The sequence below is a fragment of the Janthinobacterium lividum genome (genome assembly GCF_011601275.1).
GTDB classification, from domain to species: domain Bacteria; phylum Pseudomonadota; class Gammaproteobacteria; order Burkholderiales; family Burkholderiaceae_D; genus Janthinobacterium; species Janthinobacterium lividum_E.
The window spans coordinates 287024-304158 of record NZ_JAAOLY010000004.1 but is presented as its reverse complement, the minus strand read 5'-3'; the positions used below and the strand labels follow the sequence as shown (position 1 = coordinate 304158).

15 protein-coding genes are annotated in these 17135 nt (G+C 64.6%); 1 reads left to right on the top strand and 14 read right to left on the bottom strand.

Features of this window, described 5'->3' with window-relative positions:
- Positions 1–165: 165 nt before the first annotated feature.
- The 12 genes from GYK42_RS29240 to GYK42_RS08640 form a co-directional block, all read right to left on the bottom strand.
- Positions 166–762 (bottom strand): PEP-CTERM sorting domain-containing protein, encoded by a 597-nt coding sequence (locus GYK42_RS29240; RefSeq protein ID WP_052755526.1) that lies wholly within the window; start codon positions 760–762, stop codon positions 166–168.
- A gap of 347 nt (positions 763–1109) precedes the next feature.
- A complete protein-coding gene (locus GYK42_RS08690; protein ID WP_166447212.1) occupies positions 1110–1655 on the bottom strand; it encodes a TIGR00730 family Rossman fold protein in 546 nt (181 codons plus the stop codon).
- 11 nt (positions 1656–1666) lie between these two features.
- A complete protein-coding gene (locus GYK42_RS08685; RefSeq protein ID WP_166447148.1) occupies positions 1667–2440 on the bottom strand; it encodes a hypothetical protein in 774 nt (257 codons plus the stop codon).
- A gap of 41 nt (positions 2441–2481) precedes the next feature.
- On the bottom strand, positions 2482–3153 hold the full coding sequence (locus tag GYK42_RS08680; RefSeq protein ID WP_034758777.1) for a TetR/AcrR family transcriptional regulator: 672 nt from the start codon (positions 3151–3153) through the stop codon (positions 2482–2484).
- 138 nt (positions 3154–3291) lie between these two features.
- Positions 3292–3897, bottom strand: a complete 606-nt coding sequence (locus GYK42_RS08675; RefSeq protein WP_166447147.1) for a phasin family protein — start codon at positions 3895–3897, stop codon at positions 3292–3294.
- A gap of 151 nt (positions 3898–4048) precedes the next feature.
- Entirely contained in the window at positions 4049–7687 is a 3639-nt protein-coding gene (locus tag GYK42_RS08670) for an EAL domain-containing protein (protein ID WP_166447146.1), read from the bottom strand.
- Positions 7688–7988: 301 nt separating this feature from the next.
- The gene (locus GYK42_RS08665; RefSeq protein ID WP_166447145.1) at positions 7989–8945 is read right to left on the bottom strand and encodes an esterase/lipase family protein; all 957 of its coding nucleotides are present in this window, start codon (positions 8943–8945) and stop codon (positions 7989–7991) included.
- Entirely contained in the window at positions 8942–10582 is a 1641-nt protein-coding gene (locus tag GYK42_RS08660; RefSeq protein WP_166447144.1) for a GMC family oxidoreductase, read from the bottom strand. Before GYK42_RS08660 ends, GYK42_RS08665 begins: the two co-directional genes overlap by 4 nt.
- A 7-nt stretch (positions 10583–10589) precedes the next feature.
- Positions 10590–11117: a hypothetical protein gene (locus GYK42_RS08655; RefSeq protein ID WP_166447143.1), complete on the bottom strand. Its 528-nt coding sequence runs from the start codon at positions 11115–11117 to the stop codon at positions 10590–10592.
- Positions 11118–11189: 72 nt separating this feature from the next.
- Positions 11190–12386, bottom strand: a complete 1197-nt coding sequence (locus GYK42_RS08650; RefSeq protein WP_240943516.1) for an MFS transporter — start codon at positions 12384–12386, stop codon at positions 11190–11192.
- A 91-nt stretch (positions 12387–12477) separates the two neighbouring features.
- Entirely contained in the window at positions 12478–13380 is a 903-nt protein-coding gene (locus GYK42_RS08645) for a LysR substrate-binding domain-containing protein (protein WP_166447142.1), read from the bottom strand.
- Positions 13377–14150, bottom strand: coding sequence for an RNA methyltransferase (locus GYK42_RS08640; RefSeq protein WP_166447141.1), 774 nt, complete (start codon positions 14148–14150; stop codon positions 13377–13379). The genes GYK42_RS08645 and GYK42_RS08640 overlap by 4 nt, the downstream gene beginning before the upstream one ends.
- Before the next feature lie 195 nt (positions 14151–14345).
- Here GYK42_RS08640 and GYK42_RS08635 point away from each other — a divergent pair, with 195 nt between their 5' ends.
- Entirely contained in the window at positions 14346–15128 is a 783-nt protein-coding gene (locus tag GYK42_RS08635) for an inositol monophosphatase family protein (protein WP_046682466.1), read from the top strand.
- Between the two features lie 76 nt (positions 15129–15204).
- Here the strand turns inward: GYK42_RS08635 and GYK42_RS08630 are convergent, their stop codons facing one another.
- Positions 15205–16137, bottom strand: a complete 933-nt coding sequence (locus GYK42_RS08630; protein WP_205711333.1) for a type II secretion system F family protein — start codon at positions 16135–16137, stop codon at positions 15205–15207.
- A 27-nt stretch (positions 16138–16164) separates the two neighbouring features.
- Positions 16165–17133: a type II secretion system F family protein gene (locus GYK42_RS08625; RefSeq protein WP_166447139.1), complete on the bottom strand. Its 969-nt coding sequence runs from the start codon at positions 17131–17133 to the stop codon at positions 16165–16167.
- Positions 17134–17135 lie beyond the last annotated feature (2 nt).

The window sequence follows — 17135 nt, the reverse complement described above, 5'->3', positions numbered from 1 at the left end:
GGTTATGAAGTCAGGGGAAGTCAGGTCATGAAGTCCACGTAACAATGCCGCCCGGGCATCCACTGGGCGGCATTGTTCGTGTGCGCTGGCTTGTCAGCATCGCCGCCCCGTAAAACGGGCGGCTTTTTTACATGCGTGCCGGCATGGCCGGCACCATGTTCAGGCTCAGGCGGCGTTCTTGCGGCGAAGCATGAAGCCCAGCAGGCCCAAACCGCCCAGCAGCATGCCGTAGGTGGCCGGTTCCGGCACGGCGCTGACAGTGGCGGCGATATTGTCGACCTGGAAGGTGTGCAAGGCGCCCTCCTTCCACGTTGCCGACAGCAGATTGCTGAAACCCGTAAACGTGTAATCGGCAAAGGTGTGGCCGCCACCGAGGGTGAAGGTCTGGCTCACCGTGCCGCCGCCCACCTGGTGGCCGACGAACGTCACGTCAAAGGAACCGGGCAAGCTCACGAAGTCGGCCAGGCTGATCGAGCTCAGCGAGAAAGCGGCGCCATCGGCACGGCTCAGGGTGGTCGTCGACAGCGGTGTCGCACCGAGACCGGCCGAGCCGGCATAGGCGAAGCTATCCTGGTGTGCCGAGCTCAGCAACCCGAGGAAGCTGCTGTCGAAGTTGTAGCCGCCTTCGGAGTAGGAATTGAACACGGAACCGAAGTAGCCAGGTTGTTCCAGCGAATCGAAGCCGATCGTGGTGGTTTGTGCTTGGGCGCCGCCAGCGGCAGCCAGAATGGCGGCGACGGCGGCCGCTCGCATGAAGGTCATAGGTTTCAAAATAGCATCCTTTCGAGATGATGAAGTAGCGTGGTTGGGGCAACTTGAAACGGGTCGGCACCTTTTTGGGGGAGTCTGTACAACGCTCGTCGGTGTCCGATATTCCTAACTTTTGAACCATGACAGTAGACCACATCAATGCTTAAAAAGCATCTTCATTTTCAAAAAAACATGCTATCACGGCAATTTTATGGCCATATTTTTATTAATTAAGTCAACCAGCCCGATCAATTTTCCTGTGTGGAAATAAAAAAGCCATGCAGTGCGCACTGCATGGCTTTTCAAGCGACAGGAAACAGCTGACTGGCGGGCGGCGCGGCGGCCAGCCAGACATGGAGCTACGGCGCGCACTCCTTCAGGCGCTGCACCAGCGCTGCAGGATCGGCGTCGGCATTCAGAAAGGCCGCGTGCTGTGGACGGATGAAGCCCTGTTCCTTGCCGTTTTGCACGAAAGCGATCAAACCGTCATAAAAACGGTCGACATTGAGCAAGCCGATGGGCTTGGCGTGCAAGCCCAGCTGGGCCCACGTGAGCATCTCGAACAGCTCTTCCAGGGTGCCATAGCCGCCAGGCATGGCGATGAAGGCGTCGGACAGGCTGGCCATCATCGCCTTGCGCTCATGCATGTCCTTCACGATGAACTGGCGCGTCAAGCCCATGTGGCCCACTTCGCGCTCGACCAGTTGGGTGGGAATCACGCCCGTCACCTCGCCGCCCAGGCGCAGCACTTCATCGGCGATCACGCCCATCAGGCCCACCTTGCCGCCGCCATACACGAGCGAAATATTTTCCTCCACCAGCACGCGCGCCAGTTCGCGCGCCGCCACGGCATAGTCCGGCGAGACGCCCGCATTGGCGCCACAGTACACACATAAAGCCTTGATCACAGTAATCCCTACCCTTTCAATTCGTCGATCGCCGCCTCGACCTCGAGGCGTTCCTTGGCGTCCAGTGCCACGCACTCGGCCGCCTTTGCATACAGTGCCAGCGCTTCCGCCAGCTTTTTCTTTCCATCGAGCATGTTCAAAGCACGCGCATATTCGCTGTGCGCCAGCGCCGAATACGGCGTCAGGGCCAGCGCCGTCTTGAAGTGCTGATAGCCGTCTTCCTTGTTGGCGCCGTAGGTCAGGCCGCCTATCATGGTGCCGACCTTGTCGATAATTTCCGTATGATAAATCCCAAATGCGATATGCGCTTCCGCATGCATGGGCGCTATCGTCATCGTGCGGTCCAGGCTGTTGCGCACGCGCGCACCCATGCCCTGCGCCAGGGCCTTGACGACGGACGTGCCCAAGGCATAGCGGCCCAGGCTGTAGGCATGCCAGTAGTAGCCGGCCGGATTGTCCGGCTGCTCGCTCTGCTGGCGCTCGCAGCGCTCGGCCACTTCCTCATACATGTCGAGTTTCTGACTGTCATCCACTTCCAGGTGCGTGGCATAGATGCAGGTCGCCTTGTGCGCCACCGCATAGCCGGGCACGCCGACGGCCAGGCCCAGCTTCACGGCGCGCTCGAAGTCGCCCGCATGGAAAGCCAGCCAGGCTTGTACCAGCGCAGGATGCGTGGGAAACGGTTCCACATCGCCCGCATGCAGGCGCGCCCAGGCCGCTTCCAGGGTTTGCGGCGTGTAACTATATGCTTCGTCCGGATAGGGGAATTGTTTCCAAGCCATCTCTCTCTCCTGTAATTGACGACGTGGCGCCAGCAGCCGCGTCAGTCGTTCTTGAGTTTGGTCACATACTCTTCCGACAGTTTGCGAAACAGCAAATGCGTTTCATTGCGCAGGTACGGTCCGATCAGCGACAGCACCTGGTAGCAGCCGCGCGCCAGCGCATCGGACATCGATTGCTGCTCGCTGTACTTGCGCGGATTGCGCACATACTCGTACGACAGCCAGTAGGTGGCGACGACGACCATATTCGTCGCCATGGCAGCCACTTCCATGTCCGACGCTTCAAGCGACTGTTCGCTGCGCAAGTCTTCGCACAGCTGCGTGGCCACCTTGATCTTGTGCGCCAGGATCAGCTTGAAGTGCAGTTCCAGCTTGCGGTTGCGCGACAGCAAATCGTTGAGGTCGCGATAGAAAAAGCGGTAGCGCCAGATCAGTTCGAACATCAGGTGCAGATACAGCCAGACGTCCTCGATATTCGAACGGCGCCCGTCGGGCACGGTCAGGATGCGTTCGATTTCCGCCTCAAACTGGACGAAGATCGAGTTGACGATGTCGTCCTTGTTACGGAAGTGGTAATACAGGTTCCCCGGCGAAATGTTCATCTCTTCCGCAATCACGGTCGTCGTGATATTCGGCTCACCAAACTCATTGAACAGGCGCAGCGACAACTCCAGGATGCGTTCGCGGGTACGGCGTGGTGCTTTTTGTAGCATGGCGGGCAATCTCTCTGTGTTCTGCCTCAAGCATACCACCTAAGATAGCCGTAATGAAACACTCCGCCCGCTGGCGCCGGCGAAAACCGCGGGCAAAAAAAAGCCTGCGCGAGCAGGCCGGAGGAATGCGGCGCCAGCTCAGGCGGCCGGCGCTTTTTTCTTCGCCGCCGGTCTCGCGGCGGGTTTGCTCACCGCTTTGCTCGCGGGCTTGCTCACTGGCTTGCTTGCGGCGCGCGGCGCGGCCTTGGCCGCCGGCTTGGCGGCAGCTGCTTTCGGCGCAACTTTCGGTGCGGCTTTCGGCGCCGCCTTCACGGCGGGCTTGGCGGCAGCCTTCGGCTTGGGCGCCGGCGCGGCCTTGACCGACAGCGCCGCCACTTGCCGGCTCAAGGCATCGATCTGCGCGTGCAACGCGGCGATGTCCTGCTGCGTGGGCACGCCGATGGTGGCCAGCGCGCGCGCGACGCGCTCTTCAAACACCTGTTCCAGCTTGTCCCAGGAACCGCTGGCCTGCTTGCCCACGCCATCGGCCAGTTTGCCGACGCTGTCGCTGACGTTGGCCACCTTGTCTTCGGCCCGTTTCTGGAATTCCGTGCCTTCCTTCACCAGCCGGGAAAACACGCGTCCCCCCTCTTCCTGCGCCTTCGCAAAAGCGCCGAGGCCCGCTTGCCATATCTGCTGCGCGGACGAGCGCGCGGCGCTCGCCAATTCAGTGTCTTCCGTCAGCTCCTTCAATTTCTTCACCATCGCCAGCTCCCGTCATGTGAAAGGCCATGCCACTTCATGGATGCGTTTTATTCTAGAGAGCAAAACTAGAGACGGGAGTCTAATTCGATGGAAAGCTGCTCCCCAACGTGCGCCAGCGCACGCGGGGGCCAATTGCCTGTGTGGCAAGCGCCTAGGCTGCCGCTTTCACCTGGCCATGCAGCAGCTTGTGCAGGCGGAAGCCTTCGCGGATATTCTCGCGCAGCACGGCGCCTTTCCACGGCTTGGTATAGAAGCGGTCGACGGCGCCGCGGTTGATGGCCGCCATGATGGGCGTCAGGTCGGCAAAGGCGGACAGCATGATGCGGAAGGTGTCGGGGCACAGGTGCTTGACCCGCTCCATGAATTCGGTGCCGCTCATGAGCGGCATGCACTGGTCGCACAGGATCACCTGCACCTTGTGGCGCGCCAGAATGTCGAAGCCCTCGGCGGCCGTCTGCGCCGTCAGGATGCGGTAGCCGTCCTGCGCCAGGAAGTCGCTGAGCACGTCGAGCATGAAGACATCGTCGTCGACGATCAGCAAGGTTTGCTGCTCTTCGCTGCCGGCATCCTGCGGCGCCTGCAGCAGCTTGCCGCCCATCAGCATCTGCTCGAATTCTTCCTGCGGCACGGGACGGCTGAAATAATAGCCCTGCATCTCGTCGCAGCCGTGGCGCCGCAGGTAGGCCAGCTGCGCATCGTTTTCCACACCTTCGGCGATCACTTCCAGCTTCATGCTGTGCGCCATGCTGATGATGGCCAGCACGATGGCCGCGTCGTCCGGGTTACTCGTCACTTCGCGCACGAAGGCGATGTCGATCTTCAGCTTGTCGATGGGGAAGCGTTTCAGGTAGGCCAGGCTGGAATAGCCGGTGCCGAAATCGTCGATGGAAATCTGGATGCCCAGTGCCTTCAGGTTGCGCAGCACGGCGATGGTTTCCTCGGCATTCGACATCAGCGAGCTTTCCGTCAGCTCCAGCTCCAGCAGGTCGGGCGCGATATCGTGCTTGCGGATCGCCTTGAGCACCTCTTCTTCCAGGCCGCCGACGAAGAACTGGATGCCCGACACGTTCACCGACAGGTGCACGGGGCCGATGCTGCTGGCGCCCCACTCGCTGATCTTCTTGCAGGCCTCGTCGAGCACCCAGTTACCGACGCGCACGATGAGACCCGTTTCTTCCAGCAGGGGGATGAACAGGGCCGGCGAGACCATGCCGTGACCGGGACGGCGCCAGCGTATCAGCGCCTCGGCGCCGCTGATGCGCCCGGAGATGATATTCACCTTGGGCTGGAAGAACAGCACGAATTCCTCGTTGTCGATGGCGCGCCGCAAGGCATTTTCCATGTCCAGCCGCGCCATCGACTGCGCGTTCATTTCCGCCGTGAAGAAACGGAAGGCGTCGCGACCCGCTTCCTTGGCGCGGTACATGGCCGTGTCGGCATATTGAATCAGGGTGTCCGCATCGGCCGCGTCATCGGGGAACACGGAAATGCCGATGCTGACCGTCACCGTCACCTCGTGGCCCTGCAAGTCGAAGGGCTTGCGCATCGCCTCGCGGATCTTGTCGACCACGCCCACGGCATGCTGCGCGCCTTCGGGCAGCAGCAGGATGGTGGCAAATTCATCGCCGCCAAAGCGGCCGATGGTGTCGCGCACGCGCAGGCAATCGACGAGGCGGCTGGAAAACTGGCGCAGCAGGTCGTCGCCGATGGTGTGGCCCAGGGTATCGTTGATATTCTTGAAGCGGTCGACATCCATGAACAGCACGGCCACGGCCCACTGGTGCTCGGCAGCCTGGGCCAGCGAATGGGTCAGCGAGGCGTAGAACTGGCTGCGGTTCGGCAAACCCGTCAAGGTGTCGAAATGGGCCAGTTTCATCAGGCGCTGTTCGGCATCCTTGCGCTCCGTGATGTCGCGCGCCACGGCCACCAGGATCCAGCTCTGCCCCGAGCGCAAGGTACGCCGCTGCACTTCCACCGACAGGGGCGAGCCGTCCTTGCGCTGCAGCTGCAATTCCGTCATCGGGCCGCCCTGGTCGCCGGCCAGCAGCTTGTTGTACAGCTCTTCCAGCTGGGATTCGCCCTCGTGCGCGCGGCCCGGGCCCACGCGCAGGAAATCCTCGCGCTCGAAACCGAGCATGCGGCAAGCCGTCTGGTTGACGTCGACGAAGCACATGCCGGCGCGGTCGACGAGGAAAATCGCGTCGGCCGTGGCGTCCATCGCCAGACGGAAGCGGCGCAGGTCTTCATCGAGGCGGATGCGCGCCGCCATGTCCAGGGTCAGCTGCTCGTGGTGGCGCTTGATTTCGTCGTACAGCAGCAGGTTGTCGTAGGCGACGGCGATCTGCGCCGCCACCGTGGCGGCGACCCGTTCGTCGACTTCGGAAAATTCATTCGCGCCCAGTTTGTCGACCAGGTACAGCCAGCCGTGGCTGCGCTCGCGCGAGGCGATGGCCACGCCCAGGAAGGAGTGCACGGGCGGGTGCGTGTCGGGCAGGCCCAGCGCAGCGGGGTCGCCCTTCAAGCCGTTGACCCGGTAGGGCTGGCGCTGCTCCAGCAAGCGGTTCAGGATGCCCATGCGCGGCGTGCTGGCGATGCGCTCGAGGTTTTTCTCGGCGCCGCACGAGGAAAAATAACTGAGTTTTTCGGCGCCCTCTTCCAGCACGCCGATGCAGGCGTACTTCGAGACGCAGATATTCTGCGCCACCTTGCAGCCCGCCTCGATCAGGGCGCGCGGATCGCGTTCGGCGCCCAGCTCGATGCCCAGTTCGATCAGGGCCGTCAGGCGCAGGCTTACCGCCTGCAGGCTTGACAATGAGCGCGACAAGCGCTCCGTCATGACACCGAGGTCTTCGGGAATGGCGGCCTGGCCTTCGCGCTGGCTGGCCAGCTGCGAAATCTGCTGGCTGCTCGATTCGAGTTCGTCGAGGTAACCGCTGACCTGGTGCTCGATGCCGGCCAGCTGGCCCGTGCCAGGAAGCGCCGCACCGCCGCCCGCACCCGGCGCCGCAGGCACCTGGGCCGTCGCCGGCATCAGTCCCAGCGCCTCGTTGACGGTGCGCACGATAACCTCAGGGTCGGAAGGCTTGGGCAGCACCCAGCGCACGCCGCACGCCTGCGCCAGCAAGATCGCTTCCTGCTCGCGGTAGGTGGCCGTATAAAAGATGATGGGCACTTCGGTCAGCGCGGGGTCGGCATGCACGCGCGTGACGAATTCGTAGCCGTCCATGTTCGGCATGAGGATGTCGGAGATGATCAGGTCCGGCCGCTCGGTGCGCAGGATTTCCAGCGCGTCGGCGCCATTGGCCGCTTCCAGCAGGCGGTGGCCGCCGTAGCCGAGCAGCGCAGTCAGGAACTCGCGGTTCAGCACATGATCATCGACGATCAGGATGGTGGCTATGTCGTTTTTAACTGGCGTCGACGGCGCCCCGGGTAAAAAAGACTCCAGCTCCGCGACGAACAGATCGGGCTCGATCGGCTTGCCGATGTAACCATTGAAGCCCGCTTCGAGCAGGCGTTCGCGGTCGCCCACCATGGCCAGCGCCGTCACGGCCAGGGCCGGGATCTTGCGCAGCTGCGGGTCTTTCTTCAATTCAGCCACCACGCCATAGCCGTCAAGCTTGGGCAAATGCACGTCGCAAATGATCAAGTCCGGCAATTCGCTGCGCGCCATGCGCACGCCCTCTTCGCCGTCATAGGCCGCCAGCGGCGTGTACCCGAAGGCACGCAGCAAGTACACCATCAATTCCATATTGGTGGCGTTATCTTCGATAATCAGGATACGTGCGGACAATTAGCGCCCCCAATAAAAACTGCATGAATCATTTTCCGCCTGCGTTCATCTTTCCGCATGCGCGGCCAACATAACAATCCTATAACATCTTGCCATACATTCAGAGAAATATCTGGCCGCACGATGCCTGCGGAACGGCGCAAGCGGCCTCAAGAACAAATTTTTTCTGACTGTCTTCCGACGTTAGCTTAATACAGTACGCCAGTGGAAAACAGCATTTTCTGCCCCTTGCTCTGTTAAACACGAGCAACAGCAGAGTCAAAAGAGACAGTCTTGCCATGCAGACAAAACACAACAGGACTCAGGCGAAATGGGGAGCGGAAGGGGGCTGGACGACTTCGTTCTTGATAGTGATTTCTTCCAGCAGCTGGCGCAGCACGCGCGCATCGCTGGCCAGCGCCACGTGGCCGATGCCGCCGAAGGCGATATTGCGCGCGCCGGGCAGCTGCGCGGACGCTTGCGGCGCGACGATATTGTCGTGATGCGAATACATCGAGGTAATCAGCGCACGCGTCTCCGGCGTCTCGCTGGCGGCCAGCTGCGCCAGCCAGCCGCTCGGTGCGCCATCGACGCGGCTCATCTGCCGCGCATTGGCGCCCGCCGCCAGGTTAGCCAACGCCGTGCCGTGGTGCGGCGTGCCGATGGTGACGATGCGCGCCACGCGGGTCGCACCGTAATGGCGCAGCCAGGCGCGCGCCACCAGGCCACCCATGCTGTGGGCGACGAGAATCACGCGGTCGCTGCCCGTGCGGGTGCGCAGCTCGGTGATGGCTTGCTCGACCTGCGGCACGAACGCCTCGATGTCGCCGTTGATCGGTTCCAGATCGATCGCCTTGTGCACGATACCGGCCCGTGCCAGCTGCAGGCTCAGCTTTGTCCAGTAGCCGCCGTTGCACACATAGCCGTGCACCAGCAGCACCGGCAGGGCTTGGCCAGTGATGGTGTCGGCCGCATGCAGGCGCGGACGCAGCATGCCCCATGAAGAAGTCCACAGGGTGGCGCGCAATTCGCCAAAAAACAGGCGCACCGCGCCCATGGCGCCCAGCTGATATTCAGGCGGCACGGGGCTGCCCAGGCGCCGGCTCTCCAGGAAATTGCGCACGACGATCAGCGCGCGCACGGCCAGCAGCGTGGCCAGCGCCAGCAGCACGGCCAGCATCGGCGAAGCGACGCCCCACGCGTGCATGGCTAGGTACGCCACTCCCAGCACGGCCAGTACTTGCAGCAGCATCAGCCACTTGAGGATGCGTGCGATCATGCCGTCGCCGCAGCAGAGACGGGAACGGGCGCGGGCTTGCCCGTCAGCGCTTGCGCCAGGCCGCTGGCCAGGCGCGCGGTCAGCGCATAGATCGTCAATTGCGGATTGGCGCCTATCGACGTGGGAAACAGCGAGCCGTCGTGCACGGACAGGTTGCGCACGCCGTGGTAGCGGCCATCGGCGCCCGTCACGCCCAGGCGCGCATCGTCCGACATGGCGCAGCCGCCCATCACGTGAGCCGACACCACGCGCGCCAGCAGCACCTTCATCGGCAAGTCGCCGATGGCCTGCTTCGCCTGAGCCCAGCTCGTGTAGTGGCTGGCCATTTCATGCACGGGATAGACGCTCCGCGCGCCGGCCGCGAACTGGATTTCCGCCATCGACAGCAGCGCGCGCCGCACGCCATCCCAGATAAACGGCGTCAAGGGATAGTCGAGCACGGGCGCGCCGAAACCGTCGATGGACACCGTGCCGCCTGCCGCATCGTGATGAAAGCCGTCGCGCAGCAGCGCCAGCAAGGCGTGCGCATGGGGAAATTCACGCATGGTGCGCGCGTGCTCATCGCCGAAGCCGCCCATGGTGGTGGCCATCAGCAGCGGGTGCAAGGGCGGCGCTTCGAGCTTGTAGCCGATGGGGCCATCGATGGGCGCCGTATGCAGGAAATGGTCGGAATAAATCGTCTGCGGCGCGCCCGCATAGGCGTCGACTCGCTGCGCGAACAGGCCCGCCGACACCACGGTCGGATGCAAAAAGGTGCGCCGGCCCAGCAAGCCGTGCGGGTCGGGCGCCTGCGAGCGCAGCAGCAGCGCGGGCGAGTTGATGGCGCCGCCGGCCAGCACAAAGTGTTTGGCGCGCAGCGTCAGGCGCACGCCCGTGGGAACTTGCCCGGCAGCGTCCAGCGCGGTGACTTGCAGGCTGTCGACGCGCTCGCCCTTGAAAATGAAACGTTCGGCGCGCGCATGCACGAGCAGGCCTGCGCCCAGCGCCAGCGCCGACGGGATCGTCGTCACCAGCATCGACTGCTTGGCGTTGGTCGGGCAACCCATGCCGCAGTAGCCGAGATTCCAACAACCGTTCACGTTGCGCCGGATGGCGGCCGTGGGAATGCCCAGCGCCTGCGCGCCACGCCGCAACAAGTCGTTGTTTTCATTGGGCGGCGCGGCCCAGTCGCTCACGTGCAGGCGTTTTTCCATCATGGCGAACCACGGCACCATGGCATCGACGCCATAGCCGGACAAGCCAAAATGCTTGCGCCAGTATTCGAGGGTGCCGGACGGCGTACGAAAGCTCGAGGTCCAGTTGACGGTGGTCGAGCCGCCGACGGTGCGCCCCTGCAGGATATTGATCGCCTTGTCGCGCGTCTTGCGCGCGGCCGATTCCTGGTACAGCGCGGGATAGGCCTGCGCTTCGCGCATCTTGAAGTCTTGCGAGGACTTCAAGCCGCCCTCCTCGACAATCAAGACCTTCAAGCCGGCCAGCGCGAGGATTTCCGCCGTCACGCCGCCGCCGGCGCCGCTGCCGATGACGACGACGTCCGCCTCGAAAGTGCGGTCGGCCGCCAGGGTGCTGGCGTCGGTGACGTTCCAGCCTGCGGCCAGGCCGGCGGCAATCGGGTCGGGTATGGGGGATGTGCTCATGGATGCCTTATGCGCTCAGTTCGGGCAGCGGTCCCGGATAGCCGATGGCGGCCCAGCGGGCGGCATCGGCATACCAGGCGCCGAGGATCAGGTCGTGCAGGGCCAGGTAAGCCGTCTGCAAGGTGGCCAGGCGGTGCGTGCGCCACGACTGCAGAAAGGCGGCCACCTGGGCCGGATCGGCGTCAAGCCAGCCTTTCTCAACGCCGGCGACGAAGCGCCGCGCGGGCGCCAGCGCCAGCAGGCCAAACAGATCCTGCACTTCCTGCTGCGCCGCCAGGGGCAAGCCGCGGATGGCCGTGTCCACGCCGGCGATGGCGCCATCGAGCGCCGTGGCCCGCGCGGTAGCGTCCCGAGTCAGTGCGCTGCCCAGCATGGCCGGCACGATGGCCGCCAACGCCGCGCGCGCCTCGCCATCGAGGACGAAGCGGCCAGGCGGCGCCGGTCCGCGCACGAGCCGGTACGCGGCGCCGCCGGCCGCCAGCACAGCGGCGCCGAGCACGCCCAGTTTCAGAAACGATCTGCGTCGCATCCCCATGTCTCCCCTTGTTTTGTACGGCCTTTTGCAGGCCAGTGTACGCCAAAGGCAGCTGCGCTCCGCGCGCAAAAACTAGAGCGACTCGTCTAGTTCGCGCGACGGGAACCACAGCAGCAGCATGGCCAGCAGCGCCGCCAGCGCGCCGCCGATGGCGATGCTGGGCAAGCCAAAGGCGACGATCAGCGCGCCGCCAAGCATGCCACCGGCGGCCGTGCCCGCATTGAAGGCGGCGATATTCAGGCCCGCCGCCACGGCGTCGCTGCCCGGACAATGCCGCTGCGCCAGGCGCAGCAACCGCATGGTCGACAGGGTCACGAGGGCAAAGAACAGCAAGCCCAGAGTGCCGCACAGGGCCAGCATGGCCAGGGGCTGGGCTCGCGACACATAAAACCCCAACAAATTGAGCGCCAGCGCGGCCAGGGCCAGCACGGTGGAACGCAGCGCGTGGGGACGATCGGCGCACCAGCCGCCCAGCAGGTTACCGCCGATGGCGCACGCGCCAAAGCACAGCATGGCGGCGCCCAGCCAGCCCGCATCGAGTCCGCCCAGCTGCAGCAGGAATGGCGAGATATACGTGAAAAAACTGAAGGTGGCCACGCTGACCAGCGCCGCCACGCCGGCCGCCAGTAGCAGGGGCGGCTGCAAGATGGCGCGCAGGCTGGCCAGCGCCGATACGGCGGCAAGCTGCTGACGCGCGGCGGGCATGGCGAAGCGCAGGCCGGCGCCGCCGCACAAGGCCAGCACGCCGATGGCCGCAAATACCCAGCGCCACGACGAGACGGCGCCCAGCCACGTCCCCAGCGGCACGCCGCCGGCCAGCGCCAGGGTCAGGCCCAGCCAGACGATGGACAGTGCCCGTCCCGCACGGGACGGGTCGACCAGGCTGGTGGCCGCATGCGAGGCGACGGCCATGAACACGCCATGCGCGAGGCCGACGGCAAAGCGCACACCGAGCAGCGCGCCCAGTGCCGGCGCCGGCGCCATGGCCACGCTGCCGAACGCCAGCACCAGCATGGTGCCCACCAGCACCTGGCGCGTGGGCTGGCGCGCCAGCATGGCCGTCAGGATCGGCGCACCGATGGCCGCCCCCAGCGCATACGCGGCGATGGCGCCCCCGGCCGCCGCCACGCTGGCGTGCAAGTCTCGCGCCATGGGGGACAACAGGCCGGCGGCGATGAATTCGGACAAGCCGAAGGCGAAGCTGCACAGGGAAAGAAGATAAATGGCGGGCGGCAGCGAAGCCGCGGCGCGGACAGAAACAGGGGACATGGAGGTTCCAGTACAGGCAAAACGCCATGCTGGTCCCTGGATCGCCATCTGTAAAATATCTTATTTATCTTGAAATGAGACCTTGCAAGTCTCAATGCGAGGCAGACAGCCGCAACTGCTCCAGCAGCCGCTCGCGCACGGGAGACGCACGCTGCGGGTCCCACGCCATGTACAGGTCCAGCTGGCGCAGCGCTTCGGGCGCGCTGCTTGCCAGCGGCAGCATGACCACGCCCGCTGGCGCGCAGGCGACGAGGCTGGCCGGCAGCAGGGCCACGCCAAAGCCGGCCGCCACCAGGCCCAGCACCGTTTGCAAGCGGCGCGCCTGCTGCACCACGCGCGGCAGGTAGCCCGCATGCAGGCACAGGCTGGCCAGCTGGTCGTGGAAACCCTGGCCCAGGTCGCGCGGGGAAGCGACGAAATCGTCACCGGCCAGGTCCGCCAGGTCCACCCGCGTCAGCCCAGCGCAGCGGTGGTCCAAGGGCAGCGCGATCACGATGTCTTCGCCGGACAGGCGCTCGAAGCGCAAGCCCGGCGTGCTGCGGCCCGGTGCGCGCAGCAGGGCGATATCGACCTCGCCCCGCTCCAGCCACTCGACCTGCTGCTGCGTCGACGCTTCGCGCAAGGTGAATTGCACGGCGGGCGAGGCGGCGCGGAACGCGCGCAAGGCGTCGAGCACGCGGGCATACGGCGTGATATGGATGAAGCTGAGGCGCAAGTGACCCTCGACGCCCTGCGCCACGCGGCGCGTGGCGGCCACGCCCTCTTCCAGGCTGGCCAGCACCTGGCGCGCCGTGGCCAGGAAAGCCATGCCGGCCGGCGTCAAACTGACCTTGCGGTTGGTGCGCTCGAAAACAGGGTAGCCGAGCAAGTCTTCCAGGCGCAGGATGGCCTGCGACAAGGGCGGCTGCGCCATGTGCAGCCGTTCTGCCGCGCGGCGAAAGTTCAGTTCCTCGGCGACGGCGATGAACTGGCGCAGCAGCCGGGTCTCTATCATGGGCCTTTTTTGGCTACCGCCAGGATATGCCGGGCGATGCCGCGCAGGATGTTGACTTCTTCCGTTTCCAGCCCCGTGCGCGAGAACAGGCGTTTCAAACGGGGCATGAGTTTTTTCGGGTTGTCGGCGTCGAGGAAATCGATGGCGACCAGGGCCTGCTCCAGATGCGCATACATGCCGTCGACCTGCGCCAGGCTGGCCGCGTCGCCATGGAAACCGACGGGGCTGGCCGCCTGGGCATCGTCCGACGCATCGAGGGCCGCCACGCGGCATTCATAGGCGACGACCTGCGCCGCCTGCGACAGGTTCAGCGAGGAATACTCGGGATTGGCGGGAATGTTGATCAGCACGTTGCACTGCTCGACGATCTCGTTGGGCAAGCCGAAGCGTTCGTTGCCGAAGATGACGGCCGCGTGCAGGTCCGCGCCAGCCGCCAATTGGGCCGCGATGGCGCGCGGGGCCGTGACGGGCGGCGAGAATTCGCGCAATCTGGCCGACACGGCGGCCGCGTAATTGCAGCCTTCGAGCGCCTCGGCGATCGAGCCGACGATGCGCGCGCCAGACAAAATATCCTGCGCGCCGCTGGCGAAGGCCACCGCTTCCACATCCGTCAAGGCATCGGGAAACCGGGGATTGACCAGCACCAGATCGGAAAAACCCATCGTTTTCATGGCGCGCGCGACGCCGCCAATGTTGCCAGGACGACTAGTTTCGACAAGAATAAATCGCAGGCGTTTGAAAAGAGACGTGTTGATTTCGGGCAGATTCATTTAAAATAGCGCTATTGCGCGGTATCGATACAGGAAATTTCGGGAAACGGAGTCACAAAACGCTGACGCCAGGCCGGGATTTTAACCACTTCGGCACCGCTCCGCTCTTTAATTCATTCTTGCACTCTATCGTACCGGCGCCGCAAGGCGGCCATGGGCGGTCGCGTGCTTTTAACGGAAGCTCACATGCACCCAATGCTCAACACGGCGATCAAAGCCGCCCGCCGCGGCGCCGCCGTCATCAATCGCGCCTCTTTTGACCTCGACCGCGTCGTCGTCACGGAAAAACAACATAACGATTTCGTCACCGACGTCGACCAGGCGGCCGAACAAGCCATCATCGAGGTGCTGTCCAAAGCCTACCCGGACCACGCGTTCCTGGCTGAGGAATCGGGAGCTTCCGCCAACTCGCACGACGAGAATGAATATCAGTGGATCATCGATCCGCTGGACGGCACCACCAACTTTATCCACGGTTTCCCGCAATACTGCATCTCGATCGCCCTCGCGCATCGCGGCGTCGTCACGCAAGCCGTCATCTACGACCCGGTACGCAACGACCTGTTCACGGCCACCAAGGGCGCCGGCGCCTACCTGAACGAAAAACGCATCCGCGTCACCAAGCTCGACCGCATTTCGAACGCCCTGCTGGGCACCGGCTACGTGGCCGGCAGCGCCCGCGCGCTGGACGAATACCTGAAGATGTACGCGATCATGGGCGAACGCAGCCAGGGCGTGCGCCGCGCCGGCTCGGCCGCGCTGGACCTGGCCTACGTCGCTTGCGGCCGCCTGGACGGCTTCTACGAAAAAGGCTTGAAGCCTTGGGATATCGCCGCCGGCGCCCTGATGATCACGGAATCGGGCGGCATCGTCGGTGAATTTTCCGGCGAATCGGAATACCTGTACAAGGGCGACGTCATCGCCGCCAGCCCGAAGATCTTTGGCCAGATGATCACCCTGCTGACGCCATTCGCCTGATTGCCAGGCAAGGGCTGACGTAAAGAAGCTGCCGGAGGAAACTCCGGCAGCTTTTTTTTGCCCGCTCGGCTACCCCTCAGCTGCCCCGCATGGCCGGCAGCAGCACGCGGTAAATCTGCAGGAATGCCGGGCCCATCAGCACGACCATCAGCGACGGGAAAATAAAAAAGATCAGCGGAAACAGCAGCTTGAGGGCGATCCTGGCCGCCGTTTCTTCGGCGCGCTGGCGCCGCTTGGTGCGCAGCTGGTCGGACTGCACGCGCAGCGACGCGGCGATGCTCGTGCCGAAGCGCTCGGCCTGGATCAGCAAGGTCACCAGCGCATCGACATCTTCCACGCCCGTGCGCAGGGCCAGGTTGCGCAAGGCCTTGTCCTTGGCGCTGCCGGCGCGCAGTTCCAGCGTCACCAGTTGCAGCTCTTCGGCCAGCACCGCGCTTTTCAAGCCGATTTCCTGCGCCACGCGCGCCAGGGCCGCATCCATCGCCAGCCCCGCTTCGACGCACACCGTCATCAGGTCGAGCGCATCGGGAAAGGTCTCGAACACTTCGCGCTGGCGCTGCTTCAAACAATGCGACAGCCAGACGTTGGGCAGGTAATAGCCGAGGGCGGCGGCCGCGACCAGCCACAACAGCATATTCTGCCCGCCGTGGCGCAGCAGGAAATACACGAGCAACGGCAAGCCCGCGAACAGGCCCGTCTTGGCCGCATAAAACAGGGCCGGCGCGGCCTGGCTGCGCCAGCCGGCATGGACGAAGCGGCTGCGGATGGGCGAACGTTCCCAGCCCTCGTCGGGCAGCGACAGCCTGGCCAGCGGGCCGGTCAAGCTGACGGCGCGCGCCACCCAGCGCCCCCTGGCATGGCGCTCCCGGTCGCCGGCGGCGCCGGCATCACCGAGCGATTGCAGCCGCTCCTGCACGGCACTGCCGGAAAACAGGCGCAGCACCAGCACGGCCAGCGCGAAAACAATCAGGAACAGCAGGCCCAGCAAAGCCAGCTGCGCCGCATTCATGCCACTCATCGTGTTTGCTCTTTCATGTCATACCCGGATATCGATAATTTTTCGTATGCCGAGCACGCCGACCATCAGCAAGCCCAGCGCCACGCCGACCATCTTGCGCCCGCCCGCATCCGTGTACAGCACGGCAAGAAACTGCGGATTCATCACGTGCATCATCAGCGCCGCGCCGAACGGCAGCAAGCCCAGCACCCAGGCCGACATGCGCCCTTCGGCCGACAGCACGCGCACCTGCCCCAGCAATTTCAAGCGGTCGCGGATGATGGCGCTGATGCTGCCCAGCAATTCAGTCAGGTTGCCGCCCGTTTCGCGCTGGATCAGCACGGCGATGACGACATAGCGCAAGTCCGTGCTGGGCACGCGCGCGGCCAGGTTGCCCAGCGCATCGGCCATCGCCACGCCGAAGCTGACTTCGTCGAACACGGCGCGGAACTCGTCGGCCAGCGGCCCCGTCATCTCCTCGCCCACCATTTTCAGCGCGGTGGGAAAGGCATGGCCGGCACGCATGGCGCGACCCATCAGATCGAGCGCGTCCGGCAATTGCTGCTCGATGCGCACCAGCCGCCGGCTCCTGGCGCGGCGCGCCAGCAGATACGGCAGTGCGGCGCCGCCCGCGCCCAGGCCCAGGCGCACATACCATGGCAGGGGCAGCGCGCTGGCCGCCAGCAGGCCGGCCGTCGCCCCAAGCGCGCAATAGCCGAGGAAGCCGGCCACGAGCCAGCGCATGCCCGCCTGCAGCAGCAGTTGCTCGACGCGCCGCGCGCCGGGCACGCCTTCCAGCACGCCCTGCAGGAAGGGATAGCTGCTCAGCGGGCGCTGCTTGGTGATCGACAGCGCCTGTTCTCCATCGCTGGCCGTGTACATGGACTGCAGGCGCCGCGCCACCCGCGCCGCGCCCGGCCCCCGCGCCGCCTGCCACGCCAGCCAGGCGCCCGCCACCAGCAGCAGGACGGCCAGGAAAAGGAACACATAGACAAGGTAGGAAAGCATGG

Coding starts and splice junctions, on each gene's coding strand:
- GYK42_RS29240 (WP_052755526.1), bottom strand. CDS start 762: ATGACCTTCATGCGAGCGGCCGCCGTCGCCGCCATTCTGGCTGCCGCT.
- GYK42_RS08685 (WP_166447148.1), bottom strand. CDS start 2,440: ATGGCTTGGAAACAATTCCCCTATCCGGACGAAGCATATAGTTACACG.
- GYK42_RS08680 (WP_034758777.1), bottom strand. CDS start 3,153: ATGCTACAAAAAGCACCACGCCGTACCCGCGAACGCATCCTGGAGTTG.
- GYK42_RS08675 (WP_166447147.1), bottom strand. CDS start 3,897: ATGGTGAAGAAATTGAAGGAGCTGACGGAAGACACTGAATTGGCGAGC.
- GYK42_RS08665 (WP_166447145.1), bottom strand. CDS start 8,945: ATGATCGCACGCATCCTCAAGTGGCTGATGCTGCTGCAAGTACTGGCC.
- GYK42_RS08660 (WP_166447144.1), bottom strand. CDS start 10,582: ATGAGCACATCCCCCATACCCGACCCGATTGCCGCCGGCCTGGCCGCA.
- GYK42_RS08655 (WP_166447143.1), bottom strand. CDS start 11,117: ATGGGGATGCGACGCAGATCGTTTCTGAAACTGGGCGTGCTCGGCGCC.
- GYK42_RS08650 (WP_240943516.1), bottom strand. CDS start 12,386: ATGTCCCCTGTTTCTGTCCGCGCCGCGGCTTCGCTGCCGCCCGCCATT.
- GYK42_RS08645 (WP_166447142.1), bottom strand. CDS start 13,380: ATGATAGAGACCCGGCTGCTGCGCCAGTTCATCGCCGTCGCCGAGGAA.
- GYK42_RS08640 (WP_166447141.1), bottom strand. CDS start 14,150: ATGAATCTGCCCGAAATCAACACGTCTCTTTTCAAACGCCTGCGATTT.
- GYK42_RS08635 (WP_046682466.1), top strand. CDS start 14,346: ATGCTCAACACGGCGATCAAAGCCGCCCGCCGCGGCGCCGCCGTCATC.
- GYK42_RS08630 (WP_205711333.1), bottom strand. CDS start 16,137: ATGAATGCGGCGCAGCTGGCTTTGCTGGGCCTGCTGTTCCTGATTGTT.
- GYK42_RS08625 (WP_166447139.1), bottom strand. CDS start 17,133: ATGCTTTCCTACCTTGTCTATGTGTTCCTTTTCCTGGCCGTCCTGCTG.